General features: G+C 70.6%; 11 protein-coding genes. 3 read left to right on the top strand and 8 right to left on the bottom strand.

Annotated elements, in window-relative coordinates; genetic code table 11:
- The first annotated feature begins 51 nt into the window (after nucleotides 1–51).
- A complete protein-coding gene (locus OG801_RS17015; RefSeq protein WP_406029964.1) occupies nucleotides 52–2,088 on the top strand; it encodes a discoidin domain-containing protein in 2,037 nt (678 codons plus the stop codon).
- A gap of 27 nt (nucleotides 2,089–2,115) precedes the next feature.
- On the opposite strand, the gene OG801_RS17010 is transcribed toward OG801_RS17015, so the two are convergent.
- From OG801_RS17010 to OG801_RS17000, 3 genes are read right to left on the bottom strand one after another with little or no spacing between them, the layout of a single operon-like run.
- Nucleotides 2,116–3,501, bottom strand: coding sequence for a GH1 family beta-glucosidase (locus OG801_RS17010; protein WP_406029962.1), 1,386 nt, complete (start codon nucleotides 3,499–3,501; stop codon nucleotides 2,116–2,118).
- Between the two features lie 10 nt (nucleotides 3,502–3,511).
- Complete coding sequence (locus tag OG801_RS17005) at nucleotides 3,512–4,759, bottom strand: MFS transporter (protein WP_406029960.1); 1,248 nt, start codon at nucleotides 4,757–4,759, stop codon at nucleotides 3,512–3,514.
- Complete coding sequence (locus tag OG801_RS17000) at nucleotides 4,746–6,122, bottom strand: GH1 family beta-glucosidase (protein WP_406029958.1); 1,377 nt, start codon at nucleotides 6,120–6,122, stop codon at nucleotides 4,746–4,748. The genes OG801_RS17005 and OG801_RS17000 overlap by 14 nt, the downstream gene beginning before the upstream one ends.
- A 67-nt stretch (nucleotides 6,123–6,189) precedes the next feature.
- On the opposite strand from OG801_RS17000, the gene OG801_RS16995 reads away from it, so the two are divergent.
- Nucleotides 6,190–6,813 carry a TetR/AcrR family transcriptional regulator gene (locus OG801_RS16995; RefSeq protein ID WP_406029956.1) on the top strand — a complete coding sequence of 208 codons (624 nt, stop codon included), beginning with the start codon at nucleotides 6,190–6,192 and terminating at the stop codon, nucleotides 6,811–6,813.
- Nucleotides 6,814–6,838: 25 nt separating this feature from the next.
- On the opposite strand, the gene OG801_RS16990 is transcribed toward OG801_RS16995, so the two are convergent.
- Genes OG801_RS16990 through OG801_RS16980 form a run of 3 tightly spaced genes read right to left on the bottom strand, consistent with a single transcriptional unit; the run spans nucleotide 6,839 to nucleotide 10,718 of the window.
- On the bottom strand, nucleotides 6,839–8,332 hold the full coding sequence (locus tag OG801_RS16990) for an aldehyde dehydrogenase family protein (protein ID WP_406029954.1): 1,494 nt from the start codon (nucleotides 8,330–8,332) through the stop codon (nucleotides 6,839–6,841).
- Entirely contained in the window at nucleotides 8,329–9,513 is a 1,185-nt protein-coding gene (locus OG801_RS16985) for an MFS transporter (protein WP_406029952.1), read from the bottom strand. The genes OG801_RS16990 and OG801_RS16985 overlap by 4 nt, the downstream gene beginning before the upstream one ends.
- Nucleotides 9,510–10,718: an amino acid deaminase/aldolase gene (locus OG801_RS16980; protein WP_406029950.1), complete on the bottom strand. Its 1,209-nt coding sequence runs from the start codon at nucleotides 10,716–10,718 to the stop codon at nucleotides 9,510–9,512. Before OG801_RS16980 ends, OG801_RS16985 begins: the two co-directional genes overlap by 4 nt.
- A 109-nt stretch (nucleotides 10,719–10,827) precedes the next feature.
- On the opposite strand from OG801_RS16980, the gene OG801_RS16975 reads away from it, so the two are divergent.
- Complete coding sequence (locus OG801_RS16975; protein ID WP_406029948.1) at nucleotides 10,828–12,162, top strand: D-arabinono-1,4-lactone oxidase; 1,335 nt, start codon at nucleotides 10,828–10,830, stop codon at nucleotides 12,160–12,162.
- Here the strand turns inward: OG801_RS16975 and OG801_RS16970 are convergent.
- Nucleotides 12,156–12,632 carry an SRPBCC family protein gene (locus tag OG801_RS16970; protein WP_355020713.1) on the bottom strand — a complete coding sequence of 159 codons (477 nt, stop codon included), beginning with the start codon at nucleotides 12,630–12,632 and terminating at the stop codon, nucleotides 12,156–12,158. The genes OG801_RS16975 and OG801_RS16970 overlap by 7 nt on opposite strands.
- Nucleotides 12,629–14,020: a flavin monoamine oxidase family protein gene (locus tag OG801_RS16965; protein ID WP_406029946.1), complete on the bottom strand. Its 1,392-nt coding sequence runs from the start codon at nucleotides 14,018–14,020 to the stop codon at nucleotides 12,629–12,631. The genes OG801_RS16970 and OG801_RS16965 overlap by 4 nt, the downstream gene beginning before the upstream one ends.

The raw sequence follows: 14,020 nt of genomic DNA, 5'->3' as shown, positions 1-14,020 counted from the left end.
TCATACGACCAACTCTAGGATGCGGCGTACGTCACGCACCCTGGAGGCACTGTGAACGCCATCCGCACGCTGCTCTGTCTCGTCCTCATCGGCTTCGTGGCGTTCGCCCCGCCAGCCTGGTCGTCGCCGCCGGACCAGTGGTGGGAGCCGGCCGACCGGCCGGTGCCCGACTCCCGGGTCAACGTCACCGGCAAGCCGTTCACCGGCACCGATGCCAAGGGTGACGTACGCGGCTTCGCCGACGTCCACAACCACCTGATGACCAACGAGGCGTTCGGGGGCGAGCTGGTCTGCGGCAAGCCGTTCTCCGAGGCCGGGGTCGCCGACGCGCTCGAGGACTGCGCCGCGCACTACCCCGACGGCTCCGGCGCGCTGCTGGAGAACCTCACCGGCGCGGAGCCGGACGGCAAGCACGACCCGGCGGGCTGGCCGACCTTCAAGGACTGGCCGTCGTACCGCACGATGTCGCACCAGCAGAACTACTACGCCTGGCTGGAGCGGTCGTGGCGAGCCGGGCAACGCGTCCTGGTCACCGACCTGACCAGCAACGGCGTGATCTGCTCGATCAACCCCAACCGCGACCGCGGCTGTGACGAGATGGAGTCGATCCGGCTGCAGGCGGAGAAGACCTACGACCTGCAGGACTTCGTCGACAGGATGTACGGCGGCGAGGGCAAGGGCTGGTTCCGGATCGTCACCGATCCCGCACAGGCCCGGCAGGTCATCGAGGACGGCAAGCTCGCCGTGATCCTCGGCGTCGAGACCTCAGAGCCGTTCGGCTGCAAGCAGGTCCTCGACATCGCCCAGTGCAGCAAGGCCGGTATCGACCAGGGCCTCGACGAGCTGAAAGCCCTCGGCGTACGCAGTATGTTCCTGTGCCACAAGTTCGACAACGCGCTCTGCGGGGTGCGCTTCGACTCGGGCACGACCGGGACGATCATCAACGTCGGCCAGTTCCTGTCGACGGGCACCTTCTGGCGGACCGAGAAGTGCCGCGGGCCGCAGCACGACAACCCGATCGGCGACGCAGCGGTCCCCGAGATCGAGGAGAAGCTGCCCGCGGGCACCGAGGTGCCGACGTACGACGACGACGCCCAGTGCAACACCCGCGGCCTCTCCCGGCTCGGCGAGTACGCCATGCGCGGGATGATGCAGCGCGGCATGCTCGTCGAGCTCGACCACATGAGCGTGAAGGCCACCGGCCGCGCGCTCGACATCCTCGAGTCGGCCGACTACCCCGGCGTCATCTCCAGCCACAGCTGGGCCGACCTCGGCTGGGCCGAACGCGTCTACGGGCTCGGCGGCTTCATCGGTGAGTACATGTTCGGACCCGAGGAGTTCATCGGCGCCGCCGGGCGGACCGAGGCGCTGCGCACCGAGTACGACAAGGGCCTCGGCATCGGCAGCGACTTCAACGGCCTCGGCTCCCACCCCGCTCCCCTGGGTGCCGACGGCCCCAGCCCGGTGACCTATCCGTTCCGCAGTGTCGACGGCGGGTCGGTGATCGACAAGCAGGTCACCGGCGAACGGGTCTGGGACGTCAACACCGACGGCGGAGCCCACGTCGGCCTGGTCCCGGACTGGATCGAGCAGATCCGCCGCCTCGGCGGCACGGAGGCCGTTCAGGACCTGATGGGCGGAGCCCAGTCCTACCTCGACACGTGGGGTGCCGCATCCGGCTACACGCTGCCGGGCAACCTCGCGGCCGGGTCGCGCGCCACGGCGAGCTCGTCGGAGTGGAGCGCCTTCACCAGCTTCGCGCCGGGCCGCGCCATCGACGGCGACACCGGCACCCGCTGGGCCAGCGACTGGAGCGACGACCAGTGGCTCGCCCTCGACCTGCGCAGCGAACGGACCGTGGGCCGCGTGGTCGCCGACTGGGAGAGCGCCCATGCGGCGGCGTGGAAGGTCGAGGTCTCCTCGGACGGCACGACGTGGCGCACGGTGTGGTCGACCGACGCCGGGAAGGGCGGGGTCGAGACAGCCACCTTCGAGCCGACCACCGCCCGCTACGTACGTGTCCACGGCGTCAGCCGCGCCACCCGCTACGGCTACTCCCTGTGGGAGGTCGGCGTCTACGACCGCTGACCTGCCCGGGCTGGTCCCGCCCGCCGGTCAGCGGCGGGCGGCGATCAGCTCCTGGTACCAGCGGAACGAGTCCTTGGGAGTACGCCGCAGCGTGTCGTAGTCGACGTGCACGAGCCCGAAGCGCTCGGCGTACCCCTCGGCCCACTCGAAGTTGTCGAGCAGCGACCACGCGAAGTAGCCGCGTACGTCCACGCCCTCGGCGATGGCGTCGGCCACCGCCCGCAGGTGCGCGTCGTGGTAGTCGATCCGGCGCTGGTCGTGCACTCCTCCGTCGTCGGCGACGGTGTCGTGGAACGAGCAGCCGCTCTCGGTGACGTAGACCGGCGGCAGCGCGCCGGCGTACCGCTCCTGGAACTGGGTCAGGATCTCGGTGAGCCCGTCTGGGACGATCGCCCACCCGAAGTCGGTGGTGGGTACGCCGACGATCTGGCGCGGCTCGAACGGAAGCCCCTCCGGCATGATCGCGCCCTCGAGCGCCGGGCCCTCGTCGCCGCCGGATCCAGGGGCGCCGACCAGCACGGGCTGGTAGTAGTTGACGCCGTACCAGTCGAGCGGGGCCGAGATCACCTTCAGGTCCTCGGCGACCGGCCCGGGCATCATCGAGGTGATCAGCTCGTCGGGATACTCGCCGCGCAGGATCGGGTCGGAGAACAGCCAGTTGGTCAGCGTGCCGAACATCTCGGCGGCCTCGCGATCCTCGGCCGAGTCCGACGCCGGCCTCGCCGGCTGGTGGTTGGACGCGATGCCGATGTTGCTCGCTCCGGCCGCTCGCAGCGCGGAGACCGACAGGCCGTGGCCGAGCAGCAGGTGATGGGCCACCGGCAGCGCGTCGAAGCCGAGCGCCAGGCCTGGAGCGTGGGCGCCGAGGGCATGCCCGAACATGGTGACCACGACCGGCTCGTTCAGCGGCATCCACATCGAGACCCGGTCACCGAGGCGCTCGCCGACGATCGCGGCGTACTCGGCGAGACGGAGCGAGGTGTCGCGGTTGAGCCAGCCGCCGGCATCCTGCAGAGCCTGCGGCAGGTCCCAGTGGTAGAGCGTCGCGACCGGCTTGATGCCCGCCTCCAGCAGCCCGTCGACGAGCCGGTCGTAGAAGGCCAGCCCCTCGGCGTTGGCCGGCCCGGAGCCGGTCGGCTGGATCCGCGGCCAGGCGATCGAGAACCGGTAGGCGTCCACGCCGAGGTCCTTCATCAGCGCGATGTCCTCGGGGTACCGGTGGTAGTGGTCGCACGCGACCGCACCGGTATCGCCGTTCCTGATCCGGCCCGGTTCTGCGCAGAACGTGTCCCAGATCGACGCCCCGCGGCCGCCCTCCTCGACGGCACCTTCGATCTGGTACGACGCGGTGGAGACTCCGTACACGAAGTCGGCGGGGAGCTGCAGGCTGGGCAGGTCAGGGTGGGTGGTCACGAGTTGTCTCCTATCGAACGGACTTGATCCGGTAGACCAGGACGGCGCCGGTCAGCGTCACACCGGCGGCGACGGCGTACAGGGTGGAGTACCCGCCGAGCACGCTCACGACCGGCGCGGCCACGACGGGGGCGAGCACCTGCGGCAGCGAGTTGGCGATGTTGACGACGCCGAGGTCCTTGCCGCGGTCGATCGCCTCGGGGAGTACGTCGATCATCAGCGCGAGGTCGACCGAGGTGAACACGCCCATGCCGAGGCCGAGGACGGCCACGCCGATGATCGCGGCCGTCCAGGAGTGGAAGCCGGCCAGCGAGAGGGTGCCGGCGGCCATCACGACGCCGGCGACGGTCACGAAGATACGGCGGCGGTCGAGCCGGTCCGACAGCCATCCGCCCGCAACGACCGTGACCAGCAGAGCGAGGGAGTTGACCGCCGAGAGCAGGAAGACGCCGGCTTCGGGGTTCTCGTGGTGCACCGCGTCGTCGAGGTAGAAGAGCAGATAGACCAGCCCGATCGAGAACCCGAGGTTCATCAGGAAGCGGGTGAGCCACGCCCAGGCGAAGTCGGGGTGCAGACGAGGGCTGATCCAGAAGCCACGGAGGAACGTTCCCCACGAGAACGATGGCCGGTCGGCGGGGTCGAGGACCAGGTCGCGGCGCATCGCGACGTACGGCGCGCTCGCGATCACCAGGAAGACCGCGCACGCGAGGTAGCCACCGACGATCCCACCCGCAGCCGCCGCGAGCCCGGCGCCGACGACGGCGCCGACGGTCTGGGCGAGGCCGAGGAAGCCGCCGATGGTGCCGCGCTGCCGGTGCGGCGCGTGGTCGGGTACGGCGGCGGTGATCGCCGCGAAGTTCGCGTTGAGGGCGATCTGGGCCAGGCACCATCCGATGGTCACCACGACGAGGTTCGGCGCGAAGGCCAGCAGCACCAGGCTGGCCACGCCTCCACAGATGCCGAGGACCGTCCACGGCAGTCGACGGCCGTAGCGTGACGTGGTCCGGTCCGAGAGCGCGCCGACGACCGGGTTGGCCACCGTCGAGCAGAGCGCGCCGATGCCGACGACCCAGGCGAGCGCGGCCTCCTTGTCGTCACCGGCGAACCGCTCCGCCTGCATCCCGAGCAGGGTCAGGATCGGGCCGAACCACGCGGTGAAGAGACCGACGTTGGCCAGCGAGATCGCGGCCACCCATGACTTGGGGGCCGGCTTGGCCGGCTCGTCCAGCGCCGACCGAGTGAGCTCAGAGCTGGTCACGTTGGCCGCCGATCAGCTGCTGATACCAGGAGTAGGAGTCCTTCGGCGTCCGCACCAGGGTGTCGTAGTCGACGTGCACGAGGCCGAAGCGCTGGGTGAAGCCGTGGGTCCACTCGAAGTTGTCGGTCGGCGACCAGACCCAGTAGCCACGGACGTCCGCGCCCTCCTCGATCGCCTGGTGCACGGCGCGCACGTGCGTGTCGAGGTAGTCGATCCGGCCGTCGTCGTGGATCCTGCCGTCTGGACCGGGTTCCTCGGTGCCGGGCTGCTGCGAGGTGCCGTTCTCGGTGACGATCAGCGGCGGCAGGCTCTCGCCGTACCGCTCGGTCAGCGTCAGCAGGACCTCGCGCAGGCCGTCGGGGCTGATCTCGCCGCCGAGCCCGGTCTTGGGCCCGTCGACCTCGACCGCCCGGAACGGCATCTCCGCCGGGATCTCGTGCTCCTGGATCAACGACGGCTCACCGGTCGGGGCGGCAACACGCTGCGGGCTGTAGTAGTTGACGCCGTAGAAGTCGAGCGGGGTCGAGATGACCTCGAGGTCTTCGGCGACCGGACCGGGCATCCCCTCGGCATACCCCTCAGGGTAGTGGCCGAGGAGGATCGGGTCGCCCCAGATCCAGTCGGTGAGGTCGGCGCTGAACGCAGCGGCGGCGAGGTCCTCCGGACTCTCGGAGGCGGGCCAGGTCGGTGCGTGCGGGTTGGCGGTCCCGACGCTGTGGCCGCCGGCCGCGCGGATCGCCTGGACGCTGAGCCCGTGGGCGAGCAGCTGGTGGTGGACGGTCGGCAGCGACTCGAAGAGCAGCTCCTGCCCGGGGGCGTAGCCACCGATCGCGTAGCCGAGCAACGAGAGCACCACCGGCTCGTTGAGCGGGATCCAGTACGCCGCGCGGTCGGCCAGCCGCTCGGCCACGACCGCGGCGTACTCACCGAAGCGGAGCGCGGTGTCTCGGTTCATCCAGCCGCCGGCTTCCTCGATCGGCAGCGGGGTGTCCCAGTGGTAGAGCGTCGGCGCCGGCTTCAGACCAGCCGCCAGCATCTCGTCGACCACCCGGTCGTAGAAGTCCAGGCCCTTGGCATTGACCTCGCCCGACCCGGTCGGCAGGATCCGCGGCCAGGCGATCGAGAATCGGTAGACGTCGGCGCCGAGGTCGCGTACCAGCTCGATGTCCTCGGGGTAGCGGTCGTAGAAGCCGGCGCTGGTCGCCGGCGTCGATCCGTCGGCGATCCGCCCGGGCTGCTCGCAGAAGACGTCCCACGTGGACCGTCCCCGCCCGTCGGCGTCGAGCGCGCCCTCGGTCTGGTACGCCGAGGCGCCGACACCCCACTCGAAGCCAGCAGGGAATCGAGGCAGCGGCCGGGTCATGGCCATGACGATAACTCGAATACCGAATGTCCGCTAGGTTTTCGTTCGGGCCACCTAGACTGCGAGCATGTCCAGCCGAGCCCGTGGTCCGTACGCCAAGTCCGCCGAGCAGCGGCGCCGGATCCTCGACGTGGCTCAGGACGTGTTCGGGCGCCGAGGCAGCCACGGAGCGTCGCTGCGTGAGATCGCGGACCTGGCCGGCATGAGCCAGGCCGGGGTGCTGCATCACTTCGGCTCCAAGACGGGCCTGCTGATGGCCGTGCTCGAGGAGCGTGACCAGGCCTCGCGCCAGCAGGCGGACACCGGCGCCACCTGGGACGAGCAGGCCCAGGTGGCGCGGAGCATGTTCGAACGGGCCATCGCCGACCGCGGGCTGACCCAGCTGTTCACCACCGTCACCGCCGAGTCGATCGTCCCCAGCCACCCGGCCCACGACTTCACCGTCGCCCGCTACCGGCGTACCGTCGCCGAGTTCACCGCAGCGCTGACCGAGGCCGCACCAGCCGAGCTCGAGCCGGCCGCGGCACCCGCTACGGACCTGGAGGGCGTCGCGCGCCTGGTGATGGCGGCCATGGACGGCCTGCAGCTGCAGCACCTGCTCGACCCGGATGCGAACGTGCTCGGGGCCTTCGACATCCTGCTCGAGGCGCTACCCCTCCTCGCCTCGCGCTCACCCGGCTCGACGGACTGACCGACGTTCCTCGGAGAGCTCAGCCCTACGTGTTGCGGGGGTGTCCGTAGAGCGTCTTGATGAGCCGGTTGAGCGCACGGAAGTTCTTGGCCTTGAACGGCATCCCGTGGAGCTCGTTCTTCGTGCCGAAGCGGGTCACCAGGATCGACTGCCGCTTGGTGAACTTCCGGATGCCGTCCCGCCCGTGCCGGGCACCGAGGCCGGAGTCCTTCCATCCGCCCATCGGCAGCTCGAGCGCGAAGTAGTTGGCCAGGGCGTCGTTGACGGTGACGGTGCCGGCCTGGAGCTCGCGCGCGATGCGCTGCCCCTTGGCGAGGTCCTTGGTGTAGACCGCCGCCTGCAGGCCGTACGCCGAGTCGTTGGCCAGCCGCACGGCCTCGGCCGCATCGGCGACCTTCATGATCGGCAGCGTCGGGCCGAACGTCTCCTCGCGCATGCACGCCATGTCCTGGTCGACATCGACCAGCAGCGTCGGCTCGAAGAACCGCCCCTCACCCTCGCGTACGCCTCCTCCGGTGAGGGCCTTCGCACCGCCGGCCACCGCGTCCTCGACGTGCCGGGTGACGGTGTCGAGCTGCGGCGGGAAGGTCAGCGACCCCGACTCCGAGGTGCCGAAGCCGGTCGACTCACCGACGCGCAGCGACTCGAAGCGCTCGGTCATCAGGGCCACGAACTCGTCGTAGACCGGCGCCTCGACGTACACGCGCTCCGAGGAGGTGCAGGTCTGGCCAGAGTTGTGCATTGCGCTGAAGAGCGTCACGTTCGCGGCGCGCTCGAGGTCGGCGTCGGCCAGCACGATCACCGGGTCCTTGCCGCCGAGCTCGAGGCTGCACGGGATCAGCCGCTCGCCGCAGCGCCCGGCGACCTTCTTCCCGGTCCGGGTCGAGCCGGTGAACATCACCGCATCCACCTGCTCCACGAGCGCCGCACCCGCCGCCCCGGTCCCGGTCGCGACGCCGAAGACGCCGTCGGGCAGCCCGATCTCGCGGGCCATCTCGGCCATCAGCACCGACGTGAGCGGAGTGACCTCCGACGGTTTGAGCACGGCGGTGTTGCCGGCCGCGAGCGCCGGGATCACGTCGCCGAAGTTGTTGAGGAGCGGGTTGTTCCACGGCCCGATCACGCCGACGACGCCCACCGGCTGGTAGCGGACGACCAGCTTGCGCCCGAGCACGAACGGAGACCGGCTGGTGATCTTCTCGTCGGCGAGGTACTCCGAGGCGTGCTTGGCCCAGAACGCGCTCGCGACAGCGCCGTACATCACCTCGATGTTGGCCTCGTCGAGCGACTTGCCGTTCTCGGCGTGGATCGTCTCGGCGATCTGGTCGGCGTTGTCGAGGAACCACTTCTGCATGCGGCGCAGGTAGCGGCCGCGGCCGGCGTATCCGAGGGCGGCCCAGGCGGGCTGCGCGGCCCTGGCGGTGGCGACGAGCGCCTCGACCTCGGCTGCACCGAGGTCGGGAACGCTCTCGATCGTCTTGCCTGTCGACGGGTTCTCGACCTCGATGACAGCACTCATGCCTTGCTCCTTACCTGGGGGGCGAACCGGGATGCCATCAGCAACAGGACCGGGCTCAGCAGCAGCGGCAGCACGAACATCGCGCGGTGGCTGACCTGCTCGGCGACGGTGGCGATGGCGACGGCGGCCACGAGGTAACCGACGTAGTTGGACACATTGACCCGGGCGACGGCCTGACCGCCACCGTCGGCGTCGAGGTGGCCGGCCGCGACGAACGACAACGGCGGGATCATCGCCAGGCCGGCGCCGAGCAGACCGAAGCCCACGATCGCGACCCACGCCGACGGCGCGGCGACGACCAGCGCCATCGAGACGATCGCGACGAGCCCGCTGATGCGCACGGTCCGCACCGGTCCGATGCGGCGTACGACCTTGTCACCGAACAACCGGGTGACCAGCAGCACCGCCTGGTACGCCGTGAACGCCAGGGCCGCCGCGCTCTGCGTCGACGACAGCCCGTCGACCAGGTAGATGCCACCCCAGGCCGAGATCGACGAGTCGAGGAACCACATCACGAAGGTGGGTACGGCGAGCAGCAGGACCGGCAGCCACGGCACCTGCGGTGCGCGCGGCGTGTGGTCGCCGGCGTCGACATGGCCGTCGATGGGGTCGACCACCAGCAGGTCGCCCAGCAGCGCGGCGTTGAGCACGAGCCCGACCGCGCAGACGATCGCGAACGACAGCAGGAGCGACCAGCCCAGCTCCAGGGTCAGCGCCGCATAGCCGCCGCCGACGACCGCGCCGAGGCTCCACATGCCGTGGAAGCCGACCATGATGCTGCGGCCGTAGAGGTCCTCGATGCCGACTCCCTGCATGTTCATGGCCGCATCGATCTGACCGACGAAGAGCCCGTACGCACACACCGCGACGACCAGGCCCGCGACGCTGTCCGGGAGGGAGACGAGCAGCGTCGCCACCGACGCGCCGACGAGCGCGACCCTGAGGACCCTGGCGCTGCCGAAGCGCGCGGCGGCGTACCCGGTGATGACGCTGCCGACGGCCGACGCGATCGCAACCCCGCCCAGCAGCAGGAGCACCTGGTAGTCGCTCAGGTCGTGCTCTGCCTTGATCGTGGGCAGCCGGGTGATCAGGGAGGCGAAGGTGAAGCCCTGGATCGCGAAGGCCGCGAAACAGGCCCGGCGGGCCGCACGTGGCGGCGCGGGGGTGACGGTCGTGGTCATAGGAACGTCTTTCCTTCTCCTCGGTAGGTCGGGACGGCGTCGACGACGCTGCCGCCGTCGACGAGCACCAGCTCGTCGACGTGCTCGCAGAGCTCGCCGGCCTTGGTGTGCCGGAACCACACCCGGTCGCCGATCCCGAGGCGGGCAGCCGCAGCACCGGTCAGCGGCGTCTGCACCTCGCCCGCTCCCTCGGACGGCACCAGAGCGAGGCCGCGCGGCCACACCGGGATCGGGAGCCGGTCCTTGCCGGCCGCGCCGGAGGCGATCCAGCCACCGCCGAGAACCGTCGCGTGGCGCGGTGAGGGGCGGCGTACCACCGACAGGACGAAGTACGCCGCAGGTTGAGGATGGAAGCGGGTGTAGTGGTCGAACTGGTGCGGAGCGAACAGTCCCGATCCGGCAGCCACCTCGGTCACGGCGTCCTCGGCGACAGTCGTCTCGATGCTGCCGGTGCCACCGCCGTTGACGAACTCCAGCGGCGCCACCCGTCGCACAGCGGCCACGGCGACGGCCCGTCGTTCGGCCAGCTCGTCGACGGACCTCCGCTGCAGCGCACGGATGACGTGCTTGGACAGGCCCGGCTGGTTGTCGCCCATCCCCGCGATCTGGCCCTCGTAGGCCATCACGCCGACCAGCTCGCAGCGCGGGTGCGCCACGACGGCCCGGGCGAGCGCGGCCGCCTGCTCGGGCGCATGCACGGGCGAGCGGCGGGCGCCGAGGTGCACTCGGCCGGAGGCCAGGCGGAGCGAGGCGTCGAGCTCGATGCAGATCCGGATCCGCGGACCGCTGGCGCCGGCCGCGGCGGCGATCAGCTTCAGATGCTCGACGCTGTCGATCATCAGCGTCACCCGAGAGGCCAGCAGCTCGTCGTCGGCGAGCCGCCGGATGGCGGCCGTGTCGGCGGTCGGGTAGCCGACCACGACGTCCTCGACCTCACGCGCGAGCCAGAGCGCCTCGGGCAGGGTGTAGGCGAGCACACCCCGGAAGCCCGGCATCGCCAGCGTGCTCCGCATCAGGGCACGACAGCGGACGGACTTGCTCGCGACGCGGATCGGCTTGCCGTCAGCCCGGCGAACCAGGTCGGCTGCGTTGGCGCGCAGGGCGGCGACGTCCACCACGGCGTACGGCGTGGGGAGGTCGGCGGTGGCGGCTTCGAGGTCTTCGAAGGAGGCGCGCGCCCGCGTCGGGACAGTGAGATCCAGCATTCACCGAGCATGGACCGACCACCGAATTAGGTCAAGTGTCCAAGACTATTGACCTTTGGTGTGACCTGGGTCATCCTGAGGCCCGACTGCCCACAGAAGGGACCCATCCATGAGCACTCGATGGCGCAACTGGGCCGGTACCGAAGAGGTGACCCCGGCACGCGTGGCCACGCCCGCGACGACCGATGAGGTCGCGGCCGCCGTGACGGCTGCCGTCGCCGACGGCCTGACCGTGCGCGCGATCGGATCCGGGCACTCCTTCACCGGCGCGGCCGTCGCGCCCGGGCTCCAGCTCCGGCCGGACCGGCTGGACGGCGTACTCGCCGTCGACGCGGACTCGGGTCTGGTCACCGTCGGGGCCGGACTCCCGCTGCACCGGCTCAACCCGATGCTCGCCCAGCACGGGCTGGCGATGGAGATCCTCGGCGACATCGACCGGCAGACGGTCGCCGGCGCGGTCTCGACCGGCACCCACGGCAGCGGCGAGAGATTTCGGAGCATCTCCAACCAGATCCGCGCGCTCGAACTGGTGCTCGCCGACGGCTCGGTGGTGACGTGCTCGCGCGAGGAGCGGCCAGAGCTCTTCGAGGCCGCACGGGTGTCGATCGGATCCCTCGGCGTGATCACCAAGGTGACGCTCCAGTGCGTGCCTCTCTACGCCCTGCGCGCGGTCGACGCGCCGATGCCGCTCGACGAGACGCTCGACGGGCTCGACGAGCTGGTGGCGGGCAACGACCACTTCGAGTTCTTCTGGTTCCCGCACACCACCACCGCACTGACACGCCGTTTCGAGCGGCTTCCGGGCGACGTCGAGCTCAACCCGATGAGCGCGCTCGCCAGGACGATCGACGACAAGATCGTCACCAACATCGGCTTCGAGGCGCTGTTGCGCCTCGGCACCCGATTCCCTGACCTGGTGCCCGGGATCACCCGGTTCGTGACCCGTGCGGTGTCGTCCCGCGACTTCACCGACCTGGCCCCGAACGTGTTCGCGTCCCACCGCGACGTACGTTTCCGCGAGGGTGAGTACGCCGTCCCGCGGGCCCAGGTCGCAGACGTGCTCCGCGAGCTCCGGCAGTGGGTCGACACCCATGACGAGAAGGTGTCGTTCCCGCTCGAGGTCCGATTCGTGAGGAGCGACGACATCTGGCTCTCGCCGGCGTACGACCGCGACGTCGCCTATGTCGCCTTCCACCAGTACCACCGGATGCCCCACGAGCGCTGGTTCTCCGTCTGCGAGGACATCCTCGGCGCTGCCGAGGGGCGTCCGCACTGGGGCAAGATGCACCGGCTCACCGCGGCCGACCTCGCCGAGCGATACCCGCGGTTCGGCGACTTCACCGCGCTACGCGACGACCTTGACCCGACCGGCGTCTTCGCCAACCCGTACGTCGACCGGGTCCTCGGCCTCACCAAGCACCAAGCGTCGCCGACTCGTCACTGACCTTCGGCGACGATCAGGTCCTCCAGGTTGCGCATCGACTGCTGGAACGCCTTCCGCAGCCCGGGCTGGGTGACCTTGTCGATCACCGCGCCGAGCGGGCCGAGGCCGACGCGGTAGCGGACGGCGTACGTCATCTCGGTGCCGGCGCCCTCGACGCCGTCGACGGCGACCGGCCGGAACCGGAAGACGTTGGTCATCTCGTGCAGCGGGGCGAAGCCCTCACCGGTGTCGATGCGGGTCGTCAGCGGCTCGATCTCCCTGACCGTCCAGGTCGACCGCGTGGACAGCGGTCCGATGGTGCGGTTGCGTTCGGCGTAGGTGCGGCCGACCTCGGCCTCGCCGTGATGGTCGGTCACCTCGAAGACGCCGTCCACCCACTCGGCGTACCGGTTCGTCGCCGACACCACCTGCCAGACCCGCTCCACAGGGACGGCCAGCACAGCGGTCTCGCTCAGCTCGGTCATGCTCATCTCTCAGTTCCTTCCAGTACGTCGATCACGGCAGCCGCGGCGTCGCGGCCGGAGCGGACGGCGCCGTCCATGTAGCCGTTCCAGTAGTCGGCGTGCTCCGCGCCGGCCCAGTGGACGAGCCCGAAGGGCCGGTCCCGCCAGGCACCGAGGGCGGTGAGTACGCCGGGGGCCAGGACCGAGGTCGGCCCGCCCCGGGTCCACTCCTCGCTCGACCAGTCCTGCTCGAAGTAGTCGCGCGGGCGCAGCGCCTCCCGGCCGACCGCCCGCGCGAAGGTACGCAGCACGGCGGCCCGGCGCTCGCGGGGCGGCCGGTGGGCCAGCGCCCGCCAGGCACGGCCACCGAGGAACCCCATCAGCACACCGGGTCCACCGCTCGGCGGGGTGTTGTCGAACATCGAGCAGATCGCCGAGTCGGACGAGCGGAACGTGGCCTGTCCGGAGAGCCCGTCCGCGCGCCAGAACGGCTCGTCGTACACCGCCTCGCACTTCATCAGGTTGCCCATCGGCATCCGGTCGAAGAGAGCCGCCTGCGGCGCCGGCAGCAACGGCGACCAGGAGATCTTGCCTGCGAGCGGGGGCGGGACGGCGACGATCGCGTGCCCGGCCTGCCACACCCCCGCGTCGGTACGCAGCTTCACGGTGCGGCCGTTCTGCTCGATCGCGCGCACCGGGGCGTTCAGCACCACCCGGTCGCCGAGCTGTTCGGCCATCGCCAGCGAGACCCCCTGCGACCCGCCGACGAAGCGATCCTGCTGGGCTCCGCCCTCCACACCGATCCCACGGGCGATCGAGCCGTGGTGGTCCTCGTCGCCCATGCCGGCGACGTAGTGGAGGCTGAACAGAGCCGAGGCATCCGCCGCGGTGCCGCCGTAGGCCGAGCCGAAGAAGATGTTGACCAGGTCGACGCCGGCGGCGCTGACCGTGGTGTCGCGGATCCACGAGTCGAAGGTGACCGCGTCCAGCCGTGCGGCGTTGCGTGCCTGCCACGGTGCGCCCAACGGGATCCGCCGGGCGAGCCGGTCGATACGGGCCATCGTCACCGCAACGTCCGCCAGGGCCGTCGGGTCCGGGGGTACGTCGCCGGCGTAGCGCTTGGCGCGGCCGCCGCGGACGTAGACCGCCTCACCCTCGGTGTACGCCGGGAAGGTCTTGACGTCCAGCTCGGCGGCCAGACCGAGGATGTGGTTCTGGGTCGGTCCGACGAACTGCCCGCCGGCCTCCACGACCTGACCGTCGCCGAGGTCGTGGTTGAGGGTACGGCCGCCCACCCGGTCGCGCGCCTCGAGCACGACGACGCTGCGGCCTGCGGCCACCAGGGCACGAGCAGCGGTCAGCCCGGCCAGGCCGGCGCCGACGATCGCGACGTCGACCCGCGCTGCGCGCGGCAC

This window comes from Nocardioides sp. NBC_00163, assembly GCF_045206295.1.
Taxonomy (GTDB): domain Bacteria; phylum Actinomycetota; class Actinomycetes; order Propionibacteriales; family Nocardioidaceae; genus Nocardioides.
Note: the sequence above shows the minus strand (reverse complement) of the source record. Positions and strands in the feature narration are given on the sequence as shown.

Excerpts from the sequence above, each read along its gene's own strand:
- OG801_RS17000 (WP_406029958.1), bottom strand. The coding sequence starts at position 6,122 with ATGACCCGGCCGCTGCCTCGATTCCCTGCTGGCTTCGAGTGGGGTGTC.
- OG801_RS16995 (WP_406029956.1), top strand. The coding sequence starts at position 6,190 with ATGTCCAGCCGAGCCCGTGGTCCGTACGCCAAGTCCGCCGAGCAGCGG.
- OG801_RS16990 (WP_406029954.1), bottom strand. The coding sequence starts at position 8,332 with ATGAGTGCTGTCATCGAGGTCGAGAACCCGTCGACAGGCAAGACGATC.
- OG801_RS16985 (WP_406029952.1), bottom strand. The coding sequence starts at position 9,513 with ATGACCACGACCGTCACCCCCGCGCCGCCACGTGCGGCCCGCCGGGCC.
- OG801_RS16980 (WP_406029950.1), bottom strand. The coding sequence starts at position 10,718 with ATGCTGGATCTCACTGTCCCGACGCGGGCGCGCGCCTCCTTCGAAGAC.
- OG801_RS16975 (WP_406029948.1), top strand. The coding sequence starts at position 10,828 with ATGAGCACTCGATGGCGCAACTGGGCCGGTACCGAAGAGGTGACCCCG.
- OG801_RS16970 (WP_355020713.1), bottom strand. The coding sequence starts at position 12,632 with ATGAGCATGACCGAGCTGAGCGAGACCGCTGTGCTGGCCGTCCCTGTG.